The 18,268-nt window shown below is 52.6% G+C and carries 16 protein-coding genes; 5 read left to right on the plus strand and 11 right to left on the minus strand.

The features are described from left to right. Positions 1-207 precede the first annotated feature (207 nt). Both MWU62_RS01365 and MWU62_RS01370 read right to left on the minus strand, forming a co-directional pair. The gene (locus MWU62_RS01365) at positions 208-1,704 is read right to left on the minus strand and encodes an ATP-binding protein (protein ID WP_247113068.1); all 1,497 of its coding nucleotides are present in this window, start codon (positions 1,702-1,704) and stop codon (positions 208-210) included. A gap of 3 nt (positions 1,705-1,707) precedes the next feature. Then, positions 1,708-2,409 (minus strand): response regulator transcription factor, encoded by a 702-nt coding sequence (locus MWU62_RS01370; protein WP_247113069.1) that lies wholly within the window; start codon positions 2,407-2,409, stop codon positions 1,708-1,710. Positions 2,410-2,669: 260 nt separating this feature from the next. On the opposite strand from MWU62_RS01370, the gene MWU62_RS01375 reads away from it, so the two are divergent. Beyond that, the gene (locus tag MWU62_RS01375) at positions 2,670-3,278 is read left to right on the plus strand and encodes a hypothetical protein (RefSeq protein WP_247113070.1); all 609 of its coding nucleotides are present in this window, start codon (positions 2,670-2,672) and stop codon (positions 3,276-3,278) included. A gap of 65 nt (positions 3,279-3,343) precedes the next feature. Here the strand turns inward: MWU62_RS01375 and MWU62_RS01380 are convergent, their stop codons facing one another. From MWU62_RS01380 to MWU62_RS01390, 3 genes are all read right to left on the minus strand, one after another. Then, positions 3,344-4,741 (minus strand): sodium-dependent transporter, encoded by a 1,398-nt coding sequence (locus tag MWU62_RS01380; RefSeq protein WP_247113071.1) that lies wholly within the window; start codon positions 4,739-4,741, stop codon positions 3,344-3,346. A 149-nt stretch (positions 4,742-4,890) separates the two neighbouring features. Next, entirely contained in the window at positions 4,891-6,465 is a 1,575-nt protein-coding gene (locus MWU62_RS01385; RefSeq protein WP_247113072.1) for a PAS domain-containing methyl-accepting chemotaxis protein, read from the minus strand. A gap of 149 nt (positions 6,466-6,614) precedes the next feature. Further along, positions 6,615-7,487, minus strand: coding sequence for a carboxylate/amino acid/amine transporter (locus tag MWU62_RS01390; RefSeq protein WP_247113073.1), 873 nt, complete (start codon positions 7,485-7,487; stop codon positions 6,615-6,617). A gap of 181 nt (positions 7,488-7,668) precedes the next feature. On the opposite strand from MWU62_RS01390, the gene MWU62_RS01395 reads away from it, so the two are divergent. Then, entirely contained in the window at positions 7,669-9,075 is a 1,407-nt protein-coding gene (locus tag MWU62_RS01395) for an MATE family efflux transporter (RefSeq protein ID WP_247113296.1), read from the plus strand. Here the strand turns inward: MWU62_RS01395 and MWU62_RS01400 are convergent. Then, positions 9,064-10,092, minus strand: coding sequence for a GGDEF domain-containing protein (locus tag MWU62_RS01400; protein WP_247113074.1), 1,029 nt, complete (start codon positions 10,090-10,092; stop codon positions 9,064-9,066). The genes MWU62_RS01395 and MWU62_RS01400 overlap by 12 nt on opposite strands. 226 nt (positions 10,093-10,318) lie before the next feature. Between MWU62_RS01400 and MWU62_RS01405 the strand changes: the two genes are divergently transcribed. Next, on the plus strand, positions 10,319-11,449 hold the full coding sequence (locus tag MWU62_RS01405; protein WP_247113075.1) for an HD domain-containing phosphohydrolase: 1,131 nt from the start codon (positions 10,319-10,321) through the stop codon (positions 11,447-11,449). Positions 11,450-11,554: 105 nt separating this feature from the next. Here MWU62_RS01405 and MWU62_RS01410 read toward each other — a convergent pair whose 3' ends face one another. Continuing rightward, entirely contained in the window at positions 11,555-11,986 is a 432-nt protein-coding gene (locus MWU62_RS01410; RefSeq protein ID WP_247113076.1) for a CBS domain-containing protein, read from the minus strand. A gap of 207 nt (positions 11,987-12,193) precedes the next feature. On the opposite strand from MWU62_RS01410, the gene MWU62_RS01415 reads away from it, so the two are divergent. Both MWU62_RS01415 and MWU62_RS01420 read left to right on the plus strand, forming a co-directional pair. After that, entirely contained in the window at positions 12,194-13,555 is a 1,362-nt protein-coding gene (locus MWU62_RS01415) for a sodium:alanine symporter family protein (protein WP_247113077.1), read from the plus strand. 175 nt (positions 13,556-13,730) lie between these two features. Then, complete coding sequence (locus MWU62_RS01420; RefSeq protein WP_200363402.1) at positions 13,731-14,384, plus strand: peroxiredoxin; 654 nt, start codon at positions 13,731-13,733, stop codon at positions 14,382-14,384. Between the two features lie 109 nt (positions 14,385-14,493). Here the strand turns inward: MWU62_RS01420 and traT are convergent, their stop codons facing one another. From traT to MWU62_RS01440, 4 genes are all read right to left on the minus strand, one after another. Next, on the minus strand, positions 14,494-15,318 hold the full coding sequence (gene traT / locus MWU62_RS01425) for a complement resistance protein TraT (protein WP_247113078.1): 825 nt from the start codon (positions 15,316-15,318) through the stop codon (positions 14,494-14,496). A gap of 197 nt (positions 15,319-15,515) precedes the next feature. Next, positions 15,516-16,298 carry a MetQ/NlpA family ABC transporter substrate-binding protein gene (locus MWU62_RS01430; RefSeq protein ID WP_247113079.1) on the minus strand — a complete coding sequence of 261 codons (783 nt, stop codon included), beginning with the start codon at positions 16,296-16,298 and terminating at the stop codon, positions 15,516-15,518. A 222-nt stretch (positions 16,299-16,520) separates the two neighbouring features. Further along, entirely contained in the window at positions 16,521-17,186 is a 666-nt protein-coding gene (locus MWU62_RS01435; RefSeq protein ID WP_200363409.1) for a methionine ABC transporter permease, read from the minus strand. Then, on the minus strand, positions 17,186-18,193 hold the full coding sequence (locus MWU62_RS01440) for a methionine ABC transporter ATP-binding protein (protein WP_247113080.1): 1,008 nt from the start codon (positions 18,191-18,193) through the stop codon (positions 17,186-17,188). The genes MWU62_RS01435 and MWU62_RS01440 overlap by 1 nt, the downstream gene beginning before the upstream one ends. Between the last annotated feature and the right edge of the window lie 75 nt (positions 18,194-18,268).

Below are 18,268 nucleotides of genomic sequence, written 5' to 3' on the forward strand. Positions count from 1 at the left end.
CGCGATCAGCAGTGCGGCGACCATTGCGAGCATATTTCGGTTCATAACAACTCTCCTTGGATCAATGTTGAGAGATGGATTAAGTGACGGGTTGAGAGACGGGTTAAGGCACAAGTTGAGTAAATGTACCGGGCTCAGTTAATAAACGTGTTCAGTCGCCATCGTATCGCCGTAACTTCACTAAAATGTTCCTTAGTTCTTACGAATCTATAACACTGTGGATTCTTTTTTTGCCGAATCCGCCAGCGGCAACCAGAGACAGAACCTTGCCCCCGCTCCCAGTGGGCTTTCTACCGAAACACTGCCGTGCTGCAGTTCTGCCATTCTGCGCGCTATGGCAAGGCCCAACCCCGCATGGCCGCTACGGCTCACATCCGATGCCTGATAAAACGGGTCGAATACGTGTTTCAGATCTTGTGCGGCGATTCCTTTACCCATGTCTTCAACGGTCACAGCAACACCGTTAACGTCTAATGCGACCTTCAACTTCACCTCGCCGCCCATCGGTGAGTGGTCAACGGCGTTTCCGATCAGGTTGTCCAGAACCCGCTCGGTCATGGCAATATCCGCAAGCACCATTGCCGGCTGAACATGGGTAATATTCAGGGCAACACTCGCCTGCTCGGCCCTCGGCTTGTGTTTTTGTACCACATCGTGCAATAACTCCGCTGGCATGAACGGCTCCAAAAACGGTTGCCGCTCGCGGGCATCCAGTGCCGCTAGTTCAAACAGCTCGTCAACCAGCTTGCTTAGTCGAAGCGTTTCAGCCAGTGCCACACTTAGAAAGCGCTGGAGCTCTTCCGGGCTTAACTCTTGATGCTTCGCGCCCAGAGCTTCCAGGTAGCCCTGTATCGAAGCCAAAGGTGTGCGTAAGTCGTGAGATACCTGTGCTACCAGTTGGCGACGCTGATGATCTTTGTCTTTCAATAGCTCCAACTGGCCAACAATGCGGGCCGCCATCTGATCAAAACGGGCGGCCAAGTAATCAACGTCATCTCCGGGAACATCAGGTTCACCCGCCTTACCTGTATTCTCGGTATCCGGCTCAAACGCCTCCACCCGCGCGGTCAGCCGGGAAAGCCGCCGTGTTAGTAATCGGAAAAACAGCAAACCGGCCAGCAGCCCCACAAAGAGGCTGATTGCCAGAGCACCGCCGCCCATTTGCAAAAGGCGATCGCTGTGCACCATGCTCTCGGCAAAATCGTATTCCTCACCACGCAATACAACGTAAAGATAACCCGTTGGGTTTTGAGCGCTGGGTACTGGGGTCACCGAAAAGACTTTCCGACGATCGTGGCTGCGCGGGTCATCGCCTTGTAAAGGGTAGGCATCCGGGTTTTCCAATAGCCTATGAATCGGCTCCAAGGAGACATGCTTACGCTTGATGCTGGCCGGGTTGGCGGAGTAGGAAAGAATGCGCCCATCCAGGTCGAGCAAATAGATCTCGATGCTGGGGTTGATGCTCATGTACAAATCAAACAAGCGCTTCAGCTCACTGTGATTGATCTGACCATCGGTTACCAGATTGCGATCTGCGACCAGATGGCTGGCGAGATCGCGGTTGAGTTCATGGCCCACGGCCGCGCTGTATTCACGAACGGAGTAAAGGCTCAGCGCAGTAAACAGCCCGCCAACAACCACCAACAGCACAAACAGGCCAAGGGCCAGTCGCGCGTAAAGCGTTTGAAACAGGGATCGGGTCATGGGTTAATCCAGAAACCGGTAGCCGACACCCCAGACCGTCTGAACATAGACAGGCTCGGCCGGATTGGCTTCAATCTTATTACGCAACCGGTTGATGTGAGTGTTTACCGTGTGTTCGTAGCCCTCATGGTTATAGCCCCAAACCGCGTCCAGCAACTGTGCCCGGCTGAATACGCGCCCGCGGTGGCAGGTAAAATGCCAGAGCAAATCGAACTCTCGCGCTGTAAGCTCCACTTCGGCACCCTGTATAGACACCCGACGTCGCAGAGGGTCTATCCTGAGCCCATTCACTTCCACTTCTTCGGCCTTCTCCTGCTCCACCGCCCGCGTGGAAAACGCATCCACGCGGCGAAACAGCGCTTTAATACGGGCCGCAAGCTCCGCAACGCTGAATGGCTTTGTTAGATAATCATCTGCACCCATTTCAAGGCCGAGCACCCGGTCCAATTCCGTACTTTTGGCCGTCAGCATTAGCACTGGAACATATCCGGGTATCCCTCTAATCTCCCGACATATAGAAAGCCCATCCAGCCCCGGCAGCATCAAATCAAGCACAACCAGATCAATGCCACCCTGCTTAAACCGCTCAAGACCAGTATCGCCGCGATCTTCCAAAACTGGCTCCATACCCAGATCTTTGATCTGCATGCTCACTAGTTCGCCGATGCCGGGGTTGTCTTCAATGATCAATACAGTTCGTGTCATAAGCGTTTGTTTTATATGGGTGCTCGTACAGTTTATTCACTTCTATAGAAGGTATAGTCTAGCGCTAAAAGTTCACAAATTCGTCACGGCGGCAACAATGGACGTGTTTTAACTTATTAGGAAGGCTTGGTGCGCTTGCCGAGCTTCGCTATGATAAAACCAACGGTCTACGCTAAATTGAGGCTCGAATTCAGGCTGAGTGTCCATCGAATACGTACGGTGGAGGCATGCCGTTTACCAATTTGAACAAGGAGTATTCTATGTTCTGCAGCAAATCAATAACTCGGTGGTCACTGGCGCTTGTGGTATCTCTAATGGCCTTTGCTGCTCAAGCAAAGGATTTATCTGATTCAACAATCCAAGCATTTATTGCATCGTTGAACGATGCTCAAGAACTGCAGGATAAGTACGAAGACACCGAGGGATGGCCCGACCCTGAAAGTGAAGATATGGCGTCAATGCCAGATATGACCCGGCTTTTTTCCAACGGTGTTGAGCAAATGGAGGGCACACCCGCCTATGACGAGTTCGAAGCCGTGGTTGAAAAGCGAGGCTTTGATAACCTCGAATCATGGGCGTCTGTCGGGGACCGTGTTTTCGCTGCAATGATGGCCATTAATATGAAAAAGGAAGGCGCAGACTCTGGCGCTGGGCAGGAGATGGCAAAAGCCATGGCAGAAATCGAGAACAACCCTAATATGAGCGAGCAGCAAAAAGCCCAAATGCGAGCAATGATGGGGGCAGCACTTAGCATTACAAAAATGGCTGATGACGTTCCCGCTGCTGACATCGAAGCCATCCGACCTCACTTGAAGGATCTAGAGGCCGTAATGGGTGACGATGAAGAATGGGATGACGACGAGTACTGATTGTTTTCCTACGAAAAAGCCCGGGGCACATTGCTGCTTTCCGGGCTTTTTTATTGTCAGCGCACTTACGTCAGAAGGTTGTAGGCAAAAACGATCACAACCGCCACAGGTGTAACAAAGCGCAGAAAGCTCAACCATATGGCAAAGATGCCGTCGCCCATATCCAGATCGGCTTTCAACGACTCTTTGGCAACAAACCAGCCCACAAAGATAGCCGTTAATAGCCCTGACAAGGGCAGCAGAATGTTAGCCGTAAAGAAATCCAACAGATCGAAAATCGTTTTACCTTCAAAGCGCGCAAACATATCTAGGGGCGCCACATCGGCCCATACGTTCAACGACAAAATAGATGCGATACCCAGAAGCCAGCAGAGTACGCCAACAACTATGGCACTGCCTGAGCGCTCCATATTGGTGTTTTCCTCAACCCACTCCACTACTGGCTCCAACAATGAAATACCTGATGTCCAGGCGGCGAACAGTAGCAATATAAAGAACAGGGTGCCGAACAAACCACCCATGGGCATATTGCCAAACGCCAGTGGTAGGGTTTGGAAAATCAAGCCGGGACCTGCACCAGCCTCAAGGCCATTGGCAAACACCACCGGGAAAATCGCCAGTCCTGCAAGCAAAGCAACAACGGTGTCCATAAGCGCTATGGTAACGGCGGTACGCCCAACGGGTATGTCACGCCCTAGATACGAGCCATAGGCGATCATAATGGCCATACCCAAACTGAGGGTAAAAAACGCATGGCCTAGGGCTATCAACACACCATCTATGGTTAACGCTTTAAAGTTGGGCGTAAATAGAAAGCTAACTGCCTCACTAAAATGACCTGTTGTTGTGGCATAGCCAACCGCAATAAGCAGCAACACGAACAATGCTGGCATCAGAATGGTGACCGCACGCTCCAAGCCACTCTTCAGCCCCCGAGAGACAACCAGAATAACCAAGGCCATGAACAAGGTGTGCCAAGCTAGCAGTTGTTTGGGGCTTGCGAGCAGGTCGCTAAACAAACTGCCTATGGACTCTGCCGTGCCTCCGGTGAAATCGCCCACAGCCGCATGGCCAATGTACGAAGCGGCCCAACCACCAATAACGGAATAGAAAGAGAGAATGGCAAACGCAGCAATCATGCCGATAACCGCAGAAATTCGCCACGCCGGTGAACTCAAGTTGCGTTCGGCAACCAAGCGCATACTGCCAATCGGGTTATGGCGGCCACTGCGACCTATGTAGATCTCCGCCATCATAATCGGAACACCAATAACCGCGATACACAGTAGGTAGACCAGTACGAATGCACCGCCTCCGTTCTCACCGGTTATATAAGGAAACTTCCACACGTTGCCAAGACCAACGGCGGAGCCGGTTGCAGCAAGAATGAACGCAAAACGAGAAGACCATAGGCCGCGAGAGGCCCCCGAATCGATACCCGAAGCCGGGTTTGACTGAGACATGTTAAGTTCCTGTGCTTTTGGCTAAGGAATCGCAAGCAAATAAGAGTGCCGCGGGTAGCCCCGGGCGGTTGGGGGAGGATTCTGCCAGCACTAGCCGGGGGATGCCAGTGCTGGCAACAGATTGACGCCGGAATTATGGCACTCCTGCGTCAGTCGCTTTTACCGAGAAAGCGCGAAACTAAATCTTTCAACCCGCGAGACATAACACTCAGGCTGTCACTGCTCTGTTTGGCAGAGGTGGCCCGCTCGTCACTGTGATCCGCAAGCTCGGCAATGCTGACAATCTGCCGGTTGATCTCTTCAGACACCTGATTCTGCTCTTCAAACGCCGCAGACATGCTGATGAAGCTGTCTGAGATTGTTCGTATAGAGGTCACTATATCTCGCAGAGAGCTCTCCGCTTCGCGCACTTTCTCCAGCCCTTGGCCGGCCACCACCTCGCCATCCTCGGTTGCCTGAACGGCTGAATCCACCTGTAAGCGAAAATCATCAATGACATCTTGAATACGCACCGTGGATTCGCGGGTGCGCTGCGCCAGCGAACGCACTTCGTCTGCAACGACCGCAAAGCCGCGCCCTTGCTCACCTGCGCGGGCGGCCTCAATAGCGGCATTCAAAGCCAACAGGTTGGTTTGATCGGCAATATCAGAGATTAAACTGGCCGCTTCACCTATGCTTTTGGTGGACTCACCCAACCTGCTGATCACCTCACGAATGCCGTGGACACGCGTAACCAGCTGTTGGATTGCAACCAGTGCTTCCGAGCTGCGCTCGCTGCCTATAACCGCCAAGCGATCCGCAGACTCGGCTTCCCGAGCGTTGCCCAGCATGGACTCAGTCACTTCCTGAATGGACGCGGTCATCTCGGTGATCGCCGAAGCGGTTTGGTCGGTTTCGGTACGCTGGCGACCAATAGCGTCCGCGCCCTCGCTTATGAATCCGTGGGAAGCACGAGCCTGCTCATAGAGAAGTTCTGCTTGGTCGTCTATGCGGGCGAGAGCTGTGCGTATCCGGGCATCTTCACTGATCAACAGCAACGAAAGTTGTGAAAAAAGACCCGTCTCGTCACTGTATGTTCGTGCTACAACCGGGTCGTGAAAAGCTCCAAGGCGCAGTGTCAGAAGGCGCTGTAACCGGTGGGTCAAGGTTTTCTGTAATAGGACAACACCCAGTAGGTGGCCCACTACAATCAGCCCGACAGCCAGCCCGCTTTGCTCTATTCCAAGTGCAGTGAGGCTGAGCGCCAAAGATAGAAACAAGGGCCACCCGGCGCTCGCAACCGATAGCATGCGCTTTCCTGTACCCAGAGTCGGCTTACCCGCGGAAATACGGCTATAGAGCTTCTCGGCCCGTGCTATATCTTCACGGGCTGGCTCTACCCGAACCGACTCATAGCCAACCACCTGACCCTTTTCCCGGATTGGGGTTACGTAGGCACTAACCCAATAGTGGTCTCCATTTTTCGCTCGGTTTTTGACCAACCCCATCCAAGCTTTACCCGCCTTCAAATACTGCCACATGCCCTCAAAAACCGCCTGCGGCATGTCTGGATGGCGGATAATATTGTGGGCTTGGCCAAACAATTCAGCCTTGTTAAAGCCGCTTATCTCCACGAACTCATCGTTGCAGTAGGTAATAACACCTTTGAGGTCAGTCGTGGTAATCAGCCGAGCCCCCTTGCGCATGTTTACTTCACGCTGGGTTACGGGGAGGTTTTTGCGCATGAATTGGCCTGTTACTCGTTACGGGTAGGAAGCTATAAATTTGCCCCACACAATATAGATTCAGCCATTCGATTGATATTCATCAAAAGTAAAACTGAGTAACAGGATTTATCTGAACTATCTTATTCAATAAGGCACGCTGCCTCGCATTACGTTGCCCCGGCAAGGCGCGCACGGGGGTGGAGGCGAGCGTTCACCCAGAGCGAGAACGCAATAATGCCTCCGCCGATGGCGAGCTTGAGAAGGTCGGCATCACGATTCCAAATCAATAGATTGACCACTAGGCCAGCAGGGACCAGCACGTTATTCATGATGGCTAGCGTGCCAGCATCCACTTTGCAGGCGCCACGATTCCAAAGAAACAGGCCAAGCCCCGATGCAGCAAGCCCCAACCATGAGAGTATTCCCCACTGCAGCGCGGTTGTGGGCAAGCGTTCGGCATTGCCGAATACCATAAAAGACGGCAAGGCGATTATCAGCGCCCCTATAAAAAAGTAACCGAAGGTGCGATACGCAGGGATGTCCACTGGGTAGCGCTGCATAACGTGCTTGTAGCCCACTTGGCCAGCGGCAAAGGTAAAATTGGCAACCTGTAGCAATAAGAAACCGGTAATAAAATCTTCACTGAGGCCATCATAGCGAATGATACCCGCACCGAATGTCGCAATGGCGGCGGCGACCAAAGCCACGGGAGAGAACCGCCGGAACAACGCATCGTCTATCAGGGTTACGTAGAGAGGCGTAAATATGGTGAACAGCAAGACTTCTGGCACGGTTAAATAACTGAAAGAGCGGTACAGGCACAGGTACGTAATACCGAATTGCAGCATTCCGGTTACCAGAACACCGAGTCGGAGCCCGCCAGGCACGCCGCGCCAACGAGTAAAAGGCAGAAAAATCAACGTTGCCAGTAACACCCGGCTGAGTACCGCGAAATCGCTATCTACTTGCCCGGCGAGAAATTCACCAATCAAGCTGAAAGAGAAGGCCCAGAGTACCGTTACAAAAACCAGAAGACCCATATTGACTACTACCCGTATGAATTGGACACGTACTTTAACGGGTTTTGAAGCGGGTTTCAGCGTGTTTTCGTGGCAACTGCCTATGACGGGCGCTGGCGCAATCGCGTAGGATATTTCGCCCCAAATTAGCCATGAATACCGAATGGCTCCAGCACGCTCTAGCACCTCGGACCGACACCCTATGGATGAAGCCGACCAACCATTGCCGGAAGTTCGCAAGCCGCTCATCTCGCGGACCCTGGCGGAGTGGAAAACTCTGGCCATACTCGGCGGGCCAATCCTGATTGCCCAGATTGCTCAGATGGCCAACGGGGTTATCGATACGGTGATGGCTGGCCATGCCAGCGCAGAGGATTTGGCGGGTGTCGGGATAGGTAGCAGCCTTTGGATGCCGTTATTTTTATTTTTCATGGGCATGCTGGGCGTTCTTCAGCCAATTATTTCAGGCTACAACGGCGCCCGCACACCCTCAAAAATAATGCCCGCTACTTGGCAGGGTTTATACATTGCCGGTGTGGGCGCCATCATCATGATTTTACTGCTCACCAACGTGCACCCGGTTCTTGAAGGCTTGAACCTCGAAGCCGACACCGCGCGCATCACCCAAGGCTATCTGAGCGCCTTCGCATGGGGTATTCCAGCGTTGTTGCTAATGACGGCCCTTCGCGGGCTAACAGACGGGCTAGGGCACACTCGTGTGATTATGGCATTTTCTGTGCTGAGTACGCTGATTAACCTGCCGATGAATTATATCTTCATATACGGCAAGCTCGGGCTGCCCGCCATGGGCGGCATCGGCTGTGGCTGGGCAACGTCGATTTCCAACGGGGTTGCTGCCATTGCCCTGCTGACCTACCTAAGCCGCAGCCAACTTTACAAAAAGTTCCACCTTATTGCGGACTGGGCAAAGCCCAATATACCCCTGATTCGCTACATCCTGAGCATTGGCATTCCCATTGGCTTCACTATTTTTGTAGAAGCCAGCATGTTCTCGGTGATTGCACTGTTTCTGGCGCCGCTTGGGCCTATTGTTGTAGCCGGGCACCAAATTGCACTGAACGTGGTCTCTCTGCTGTTCATGCTGCCCTTAAGCATTGGCATGGCGCTTACCTTACGGGTCAGCTTTCTTATTGGCGCTGGCGTACCAGATACCGCCCGCCTTATTTCCCGCAGTTCACTGATTCTGGCTTCTGCGACCGCGCTGGTGTTCGCTATTCTTTTGTTTGTTTTCGCGCAAGGAATTTCTGCTTTGTATACCAGTGATGCAGAGGTTCAAGCGGTTACTATAAGGCTGCTGATGTTTGCGGCATTTTTTCAGGTGGCGGATGTTATTCAAGTCACTTGCATCAGCGCTCTACGGGGCTACAAAGATACGGGCATTCCCATGCTGATCATGCTGTTCTCTTTTTGGGGCGTGGGATTGCCGCTGGGGTATGTTCTGACGTTTACCGACGTGTTAGCACCAGCCATGGGAGCTGCAGGGTTTTGGGTGGGGCTGACGGGCGGTCTGGCGTCTGCAAGCTTACTTCTGGGCTGGAGATTGTTTCGTTATCAACCAACATCAGCCGACAAAACGCTAGGTGACTAGCTCAGGGCTGTCAGAAGGTTGGCCGGAGTCATAAGCTGGAATGGTGTCCGAGAATATAACCCGGTCCCGGCCTGCCTCCTTGGCCTCGTAAAGAGCGGCATCCGCTCGCTCAAGCCAGCTCTCCACACTCTCGCCGTGTTTGAGCAACGCGACTCCAAACGAGGCCGTAATTGCACCGCCCGGATGTTTCATTTTTTTACGCAAGACATGCTGAAGGTTATTCATTACCGATAACAGCCCCTCGCCATCCACGCCCGGTAGCAGTAGAACAAACTCTTCACCACCAAAACGGAACAACTGATCGTATTTGCGGGTGTGCTGTTGCACCAGCGCTACCAGATCAACAAGAATGAGATCTCCGGCTGCATGCCCAAACTCGTCGTTCACCTTCTTGAAGTGATCTATATCCAGCATAACCAATGCATAGGGCAAGCCAGTGCGCTCTGCGTGGGCCGCTGCCTCGTTAAGCTCTTCATCCATAGAGCGCCGGTTTTTGACACCAGTTAGAGGGTCAATGGTCGCCAAATGCTCTAAACGCTCACGCTGATTATCACTACGAAGGGCAAAAGCGTAAGCCGTGGCGCTTACAACCAAAGCGGTTGCTACAAAAGTCCACATTTGAACATCACTTCTAAAAGCATCACCTTGAACGATCATGGCGGCAATTGAGCTGACATTCAGAAGGGTTGCAACCCGGGGGCTCACAAGGAAAAAAGCGGTCACCAAACAGGGGTATAGCCAGAACAGCCCAACCTCACCAACTACCGCCGCTACTGCAACGGCACCAGAGCAGGCTACAACAGCGAGAACCATTCCACTGCGTCGCGTATCCCCGGTTACCCAAGCATAAGCCATACCACCCGACACGATCAGCAGGATTGTGGTATCTACAAATCCCGCAACATAATTGCCCTGAAAAAAACGCATAAAGGCAAAAGGGGTGATGCCTAGTAACGCGCTGGCACCCAGAATAGTAATAATCGACAATCGAAAGTCGGTTTTTAAACGCTTCAGCATGCTTGACGCCGTCCTGTCAGGCAGAGTTGTCTCCATAAGCATAATCTAGTGTCGCGTAATTAGCGCTAGAACCTACGTTTTTTAACAAAATGGCCTTAAAGTGTCATAAAAGATGCTGTTTTTCGGCTAATCCGAGCTTGTTCAGGTAGCTCTTACAAATCAATTACCTTTACTATACCCATGAGTGATTTAAAGCCCGACATGCTCTATAGGAATCAATTGGATTTTGAGTGAATTCGTTCGAATAGCGCCAGGTGCACTCACTGTAGGCCGACCGTTACCGTGGGACGTACACGATACCGATGGCAAGGTGTTGTTGTGTCAGGGCTATGTGATCCAAACCGAATCGCAGCTTGAACAGTTGTTTGAGCGCGGGTACTTCAAACCACGGGTTATTGAATTGCCGCCAGAGGATGAATGCGCGGCCAGTAACGAGGCCGACGGCAATCCGTTTGCCCGATACCCGGACTATCTTCACGCTTTAGAAAAGGCGCTGGCCAGTATCGCTGCTGGTGACCCCGAAGCCCGTAAACAACTACAAGATTTGGCTCAGGCTCTAGAGCAAGCGTGCGAACTCGCGCCAGATTCTAGCCTTGCCCTTGTACACCTCTATTCCATTGGACCAACCATCCACGAGCAGATAGTTTTTTACGCCATTCTCTGCCAGCTCATCGCACGGCAGTTTGGTCTCAATGAACAGCGCACTTCAATACTGACCGAAGCGGCCCTCAGCGCAAATCTTGCGCTGGTGCCAGTTGCAGATAAGCTCAACGCCTTCAACAAAGTGCTCAGCGATGAGCAACGAAGTGTTATTCGCAAACACCCACAGCGAAGTATCCGTGCCCTGAAAGCAGTAGGTGTTGAAAACAAGTTATTACTAACCATCATCGCGCAACACCATGAACAGGCAGACGGCAGTGGTTATCCGCTGGGGCTGAGTGGAGCCGATATTCGCCCAGAGGCCGAGATTCTCGCGCTGGCTGAACGCTACGTTGCCATGATCACGAAACGTGCTTACCGCAAGCGAATGAACGTAACAGCAGCACGCAAACTAATCACCAATCTGGCAGACGGCGGCCTCCGGCCCGCTATCCCTAAAGCCTTGCTTCAGGTTCTAGGGGAATATCCTCCGGGCACTCTCGTGCGTCTTGAAAATAACGAAGTAGGTGTCATAACCGGCAGGCCAGTACGCGCCAGTGGCCCCTTTGTACATGTGGTTTTCGACTCTGTGGGCGAGCGGTATGAAGTTCCCCAACAGCGCGACACAAGTGTGCCCGATTTCAACATTCATGCAGTGGAAGAGCCAGACATGATGCCCTCCATGAACTTCAGCCAAATTTGGGGCTTTTCGGACTAACCGAAAACGCCCCGAAGTTGGTTAACTTCAGCTCAAACCCAAAGCCTTGGCATGATGACGCAGGTGCTCATCAATAAACGAAGCGACAAAGAAATAGCGTGTTGATTAATCGTCGGCGCTTGTATGCTTCGAAAGCTCGAGCCCGCAACCGATACGGGCAAGCTCCGCAAGCACTGCCGTGCGCGTAACTATGCCGATGAGTTTGCCGTGCTCAACCACAGGGTACACCTTCGGCTTGCCGGAGCCGAGCTGCTGGGCCAAGTCGACAATCGCCAAACCAGGGGAAATCGACAAGGGCTCGTGGAACATAACATCATCAACAATCGGATCTCCCTCACAGTGGTAGTTGCTTACCAACAGTGCGTGAATACAATCCTGCTCTGACACAAAACCTAGCAAGCGCCGCTCTGCATCAACGACTGGCAGCCCGGAAATATGGTTCTCCAACAACGCTTTAACAACCTCAGTCAAGGGTGTTCCACAGCGGATGGGCTCAATATGGTTGGACATAACATTGGAAACTCTAAGGGCACACATGGCTAACTCCTCGCATCGTTGGATATTCCAGCAGCATAAACTGTTCTTGTCCCTCTACTCTAACTGTAAACATAGGCAATAGGCGCCTAATCCTCAATTTTCCTCATCTGTCAGTTTACACGCGCCAATAACTGACTAAACTCAATCAGTTATAACCCTTGCGGGTAAAACTACAATATCAAGCCATGGCATTCACAAGGAGGCCCCATGGAAGCCATTGAAAACGTTGTTGGTGCAATTAACGGGTTGGTCTGGGGGCCGCCCATGCTGGTGTTGATTCTGGGTGTTGGGCTATTTTTGAGCCTTGGCCTGAAACTCATGCCTGTACTCCAGATTGGCGCAGGCCTTCGCCTAATGTGGAAAGGCCGCAGTTCTTCAGGTGCCGAGTCAGACGGCGAGATACCTCCTTTTCAGGCCTTGATGACCGCCCTTGCAGCCACTGTCGGCACAGGGAACATTGCTGGCGTGGCAACGGCTATTTTCCTTGGCGGCCCTGGCGCCTTATTCTGGATGTGGCTAACCGCCTTGGTGGGTATGGCAACCAAGTACTCCGAAGCTGTTCTAGCCGTGCGCTTTCGTGAAGTTGATGAGCGCGGCGTCCACGTTGGCGGGCCCATGTATTACATCCGCAACGGCCTTGGCAAAAAATGGGCTTGGCTGGGCGTTCTCTTCGCTATTTTCGCCGCCATAGCGGGTTTTGGCATTGGTAACACGGTACAGGCCAACTCGGTTGCAGATGTTATGGAAGCCACATTTGGCCTTCCCCACTGGATCTCGGGCGTTATCTTAATGGTGCTGGTAGGTCTGGTACTGATTGGCGGTATTCGCCGCATTGGTCAGGTAGCCAGCGCTCTGGTTCCCTTGATGGCATTGTCCTATCTGGTTGCTGGTCTGATTGTTCTGGCCATTAATTACGCAGAAATCCCTGCCGCGTTTGGCTTGATCTTCGAACATGCCTTCAGCCCCATTGCTGCAGAGGGTGGCTTTGCGGGTGCTGCAGTCTGGGCCGCCATCCGTTTTGGTGTTGCCCGCGGTGTTTTCTCCAACGAGGCCGGTTTGGGTTCAGCACCCATTGCCCACGCAGCTGCGCAAACCAAGAACCCGATCAATCAGGGCATGGTAGCCATGCTGGGCACGTTCATCGACACCATCATTATTTGTACGATCACCGGTCTGGTTATCATTACCTCCGGCGCTTGGACATCCGGCGAGTCCGGGGCAGAGCTCACATCTATGGCCTTTGCTCAGGCATTGCCGGGAGTTGGCGACTATGTGGTGGCCATCGCCCTAGCGATTTTTGCCTTTACTACCCTGCTTGGCTGGTCTTTCTACGGTGAGCGCAGCGTAGAGTTTCTATTTGGTGTAAAGGCCATAGTGCCTTACCGGATAGCCTGGATCATTGCTATACCGCTGGGTGCGACTGTTAATCTTGGCTTGATATGGCTGATAGCAGATACGCTCAACGCCATGATGGCTCTGCCCAACCTGATCGCCCTTCTGTTGCTTAGCCCAGTAGTATTTAGGCTGACCAAAGAGCATTTCGAGCGGGAAAATGCTGTAGGCTTATAACAGATAGCCGAGGCTTGGCTGTTGACCCTGCCGAATGAGCTGGGTCAACAGCCCCTTGCAATCCTGTTACTCGGCACCAATGATTGTCGTATACACTCAGTGAATCAACTCCGGTAGCCCGCCTGCCGGGATAGCAAACAAAACCAAGAGATGTCGTATCAAAAGGAGAGCGAATATGAGCTTACGTTTAGGAGATACCGCACCGGATTTCGAACAGGATTCCAGTGAAGGCAAGATTTCGTTTCACGAATGGCTGGGTGATGGTTGGGGTGTTCTTTTCTCTCACCCTGCAGACTTCACTCCAGTGTGCACAACGGAGCTTGGCCTAACCGCAAAACTGAAAGAAGAGTTTGCAAAGCGCAATGTAAAAGCTATTGCACTGAGCGTTGACCCTGTCGATTCCCATCATGAGTGGATCAAAGACATCAACGAAACCCAAGGCTGCTCGGTGAACTTCCCGATTATTGCAGACCATGACGGTAAAGTTGCCGAGCTGTACGACATGATTCACCCTAACGCCGACAGCACCCTTACCGTGCGCTCGCTGTTTGTGATTGATCCGAACAAAAAAGTTCGCTTGATCATCACCTACCCAGCCAGCACCGGCCGCAACTTTAACGAGGTTCTCCGGGTAATCGACTCCCTGCAGCTGACTGACGACCACAAAGTCGCCACCCCCGGTAACTGGGTACGCGGCGGTGATGTAGTGATCGTGCCATCGCTTCAGGATGAAGACGAAATCAAGCAACGCTTCCCGAAAGGCTACAAGAAGGTGAAATCCTACCTGCGGATGACGCCAGACCCTACCGCTAACTGGAGCGGTGATTAATTAATCAATCACCAACCCCAATTACTGGATGTTAGGAAGCACTGAATAAAAAAGGCCGGGGAGCATAGCTCCCCGGCCTTTTTTATTGCTTAAAACTCTTACATTACAATTACATCGGCAGCATCTGAGTAACAACTCGCTCAGTGCGCTTCTCAATCTCAGGTAGAGCTTCTTCTTCCGTCATGTTCATCTGGTTAGCCCAGACCGACAAGCGAATGCCGTGAGGGAAGTAATTGCTCTTACGCGTGGCGGTTGCAGAGCTGGTGTTGCCCTGAGAGGTTCCACCACCAGAGACCATTCTGGCGTTTCCGGAGCCGGCACTGTCTGACGTTCCACTGCCAGAATCGGTAGCCAGCTCAAACGTCACTTGCTGGTTTTGACGCACTTCCAGCACCACATCAATAATCAATGCCCACTCACGTGGACGGGATGCATTGCTGATACCGATGCCTACAAGACCGCCAGCAGCCACGCCGCCAACAGCGCCAGCAACACCACTATCAGTCGCTCGAGCTATTCCGTAACCAGCACCTACACCTACTGCAGCACCAGAAATAAGACCCATTGTCCTTGCAGCACCAGCGCCACCGGACTCGGGCTCAACCTCACCAAAGAATCGGGTAGATGCGCGCAGGCGATATTTCGCTGAACTGGGATCGTTTACAACGTTCCAACCTTGCTCTCTCGCAGATTCGCGAAGAAGGCCACGCAGATCAATGTCACTGTCTGAAATATTCCGGTAAGAAATATAAACATTTCGGTCAGAGGCAGCGGGCGGCTCTAACTGAGGAGGTGGTACAACCCACAAGGTACCGCTTCGCGCATCCGCATATTTATTGGCAGTAATACTGCCTAGCTGCCTGGAAACAGCTGTACAGCCCGAGGCCATAACAACCGCTGCAAGCAGTACAATTGCAAATCTAATGTTCGTCATAATTCTATCCCTAAACAAATGACCAAAAAATACGCCAGCTATGTCTGCCAGCAAAGCTCAGGCTGAGATTTTCTTAATCCACCTGACGCCAAAGATAAACATTAAAATCTTTACATACAACTCAGCGGCAACGCATTTTTACGAAAACAATGAAACCGAGGGCGGGAAAACAACGCCCGGCATTCGCCGGGCACTGATTAAAATGCGGGAACAACAGCACCTTCGTACTTTTCTTTGATGAAGTCGCGAACCGCATCGGACTTCAATGCCTTCGCCAGCTTCTGCATGGCTTCGCTGTCTTTGTTATCTGGGCGCGCTACCAGAATGTTTACATACGGCGATTCGGAGCCTTCAATAACCAGCGCATCTTCAGAAGGATTAAGGCCAGCTTCTAAAGCGTAGTTTGTGTTGATCAGCGCTACATCTACTTGGCCCAGAATACGCGGCAGAGTTGCTGCTTCCAACTCTTTGAAATCAAGATCTTTCGGGTTATCGGCAATGTCACGCGGGGTGGCAGTGATCTTGCTGCCTTCTTTTAGGGTAATGAGCCCGGCTTTTTGCAGCAGCAACAGTGCACGGCCGCCGTTGGTGGGGTCGTTGGGGATAGCAACAACTGCCCCTTTTTTCAGATCGTCCAAAGATTTGATTTTGTTGGAGTAGGCGCCAAACGGCTCAACGTGGATGCCCGCAACAGTGATTAAGCTAGTACCACGACCGTCGTTGAACTCATCCAAGTAAGGCTGGTGTTGGAAAAAGTTGGCGTCCATTCGCTTCTGGTCCACCTGGATATTGGGCTGGATGTAGTCGGTGAACACTTTCACATCCAGCTCTACACCCTGTTCCGCCAGCTGTGGTTTTACAAATTCCAGCAGTTCAGCGTGGGGCACTGGGGTTGCGGCAACGGACAGCTTCTCGGCTGAAACCGCAGCAGAGAAAACGGATGCGGCAGCCAGTGCTACCAGAGCTTTTTTGAGGTTCATTAATATTCTCCTGTTTTTGGTTTTTACATCGTTCAAAGCAGAATTATGCGTGACCGCCCGCTCGGCCGGTGAGATACCTCCCGAAAAACGCCCGTTAATACATCCATGTAGGGCTCGGTCGCGCCATCCTTGGCGCTCCACGTTTTCGGGAGGTATCTCACCGGCCGGGCTTATTTCTGACGTGTCTTCTGAGGGCTAGACCATCGCAGGCAAATTCAAAAACTACTTACGGCTGAAATACAGAACCAGACGATCACCGGCCATTTGCAGCACTTGCACAAAGATCACCAGCAGCGCCACGGTAATCACCATCACATCGGTTTGGAAGCGCTGGTAGCCAAATCGAATGGCCAAGTCACCAAGACCACCACCGCCAATAACGCCAGACATGGCCGCGTAAGACACTAGGGTGATCGCTGTGACCGTAATGCCAGCGATGATGCCCGGAAGGGCTTCTGGCAGCAAGGCGCCGAAGATGATCTGGCGCACGTTGGCACCCATGGCCTGAGTGGCTTCGATAATGCCTCGGTCAACTTCTCGCAGGGAGGTTTCCACCAGCCGCGCGAAGAAAGGCGCACCGCCTGCCACCAAGGGTGGTATGGCACCAGCTACACCCAACGAGGTGCCGATGAGCATCACGGTGAAGGGGATCATTACAATCAGCAGGATGATGAACGGCACAGACCGCAGTACGTTTACTACGAATGACAACACTGCGTAGGCCACAGGCTGTTCCAATAACTGCCGTTTACCGGTTAGGAATAGCAAAACACCAATGGGCAGGCCTGCCAGTACGCTGAACAGCAGCGACATGCCTACCATTACTAGGGTGTCCCAACTGGCTATGCCGATTTCTGGCCAGTCCACGTTACTCAGTAAAGCTTCCATCAGCGCACCACCTCCACGTGAACATCGGCCCCTTCCAACGCACTCATGGCAAGTTCAAGATCGCCGCCTATTAGCGAAAGGGTCAACTGGCCGTATGGCGTGTCCTTGATATGATCGATCCGGCCGGAAAGAATGCTGAAATCCACGCCTGATGCCCGGGCCACGCTGCCCAGCAGCGGCTGGTAAGTGGCTTCTCCCTTGAAGGTGAGGCGTAGAATGCGTCCGTTGGCCTTTTGCAGGTCTTCCTGCATTTCCTCACTGTCGATGCTTTCGCTCTCAAACACGAAATCTCGGGTAGTGGGGTGTTTCGGATGCAGGAACACATCGCTTACAGCACCCATTTCCACAACACGCCCGGCGTCCATAACGGCAACCCGGTCGCACACACGGCGCACCACGTCCATTTCATGAGTGATGAGTACGATAGTAAGCCCGAGTTCTTTGTTGATTTCCGCCAGCAGGCGCAGCACCGACTGGGTGGTTTGCGGGTCGAGGGCGCTAGTGGCTTCGTCGCACAGCAATATTGTTGGTCTACAAGCCAGCGCCCGGGCAATGCCCACTCGCTGCTTCTGGCCACCGGATAGTTGGGAAGGATATTTGGTGGCATGGTCAGTAAGGCTTACGCGAGCCAACAGTTCCTGCACTCGATCTCGGATTTCTGCTTTGGAATAGATACCTGCCAACTTCATCGGGAAGGCGATGTTATCCGAAACCGTTTTTGAGGAGAGCAGGTTGAAGTGCTGGAAGATCATACCGACTTTGCGGCGAAAGGCGCGCAATTCAGCCGCGTTGTAGCGGGTAATATTCTCGCCATCAATTAGAATATCGCCACCGGTCGGCGGTTCCAGCAAATTGATCAGACGCACCAGAGTGGATTTTCCCGCCCCGGAATGTCCAACAATACCGAACACCTCGCCGGTTTCAATGGTCATATCAGTCGGGTGCAGAGCGGGGATCGCCCGGCCGTCCACCTGATACGACTTCTGTACCTGGTCAAATACAATCACGATCAGCGCCTTGTGGGTGCAGGAATAAAGCGGGCGATTATAGCGTATTCACCGGCCAAACCCGAACCCGCAAAT

The organism is Marinobacter sp. S6332, from assembly GCF_023016045.1.
Taxonomy (GTDB): Bacteria; Pseudomonadota; Gammaproteobacteria; order Pseudomonadales; family Oleiphilaceae; genus Marinobacter.

Bases quoted from the DNA above. Each gene is read 5' to 3' on its own strand.
- MWU62_RS01365 (WP_247113068.1), bottom strand. From the start codon at position 1,704: ATGACCCGATCCCTGTTTCAAACGCTTTACGCGCGACTGGCCCTTGGC.
- MWU62_RS01370 (WP_247113069.1), bottom strand. From the start codon at position 2,409: ATGACACGAACTGTATTGATCATTGAAGACAACCCCGGCATCGGCGAA.
- MWU62_RS01375 (WP_247113070.1), top strand. From the start codon at position 2,670: ATGTTCTGCAGCAAATCAATAACTCGGTGGTCACTGGCGCTTGTGGTA.
- MWU62_RS01380 (WP_247113071.1), bottom strand. From the start codon at position 4,741: ATGTCTCAGTCAAACCCGGCTTCGGGTATCGATTCGGGGGCCTCTCGC.
- MWU62_RS01385 (WP_247113072.1), bottom strand. From the start codon at position 6,465: ATGCGCAAAAACCTCCCCGTAACCCAGCGTGAAGTAAACATGCGCAAG.
- MWU62_RS01390 (WP_247113073.1), bottom strand. From the start codon at position 7,487: ATGGGTCTTCTGGTTTTTGTAACGGTACTCTGGGCCTTCTCTTTCAGC.
- MWU62_RS01395 (WP_247113296.1), top strand. From the start codon at position 7,669: ATGGATGAAGCCGACCAACCATTGCCGGAAGTTCGCAAGCCGCTCATC.
- MWU62_RS01400 (WP_247113074.1), bottom strand. From the start codon at position 10,092: ATGCTGAAGCGTTTAAAAACCGACTTTCGATTGTCGATTATTACTATT.
- MWU62_RS01410 (WP_247113076.1), bottom strand. From the start codon at position 11,986: ATGTGTGCCCTTAGAGTTTCCAATGTTATGTCCAACCATATTGAGCCC.
- MWU62_RS01415 (WP_247113077.1), top strand. From the start codon at position 12,194: ATGGAAGCCATTGAAAACGTTGTTGGTGCAATTAACGGGTTGGTCTGG.
- MWU62_RS01420 (WP_200363402.1), top strand. From the start codon at position 13,731: ATGAGCTTACGTTTAGGAGATACCGCACCGGATTTCGAACAGGATTCC.
- traT (WP_247113078.1), bottom strand. From the start codon at position 15,318: ATGACGAACATTAGATTTGCAATTGTACTGCTTGCAGCGGTTGTTATG.
- MWU62_RS01430 (WP_247113079.1), bottom strand. From the start codon at position 16,298: ATGAACCTCAAAAAAGCTCTGGTAGCACTGGCTGCCGCATCCGTTTTC.
- MWU62_RS01435 (WP_200363409.1), bottom strand. From the start codon at position 17,186: ATGGAAGCTTTACTGAGTAACGTGGACTGGCCAGAAATCGGCATAGCC.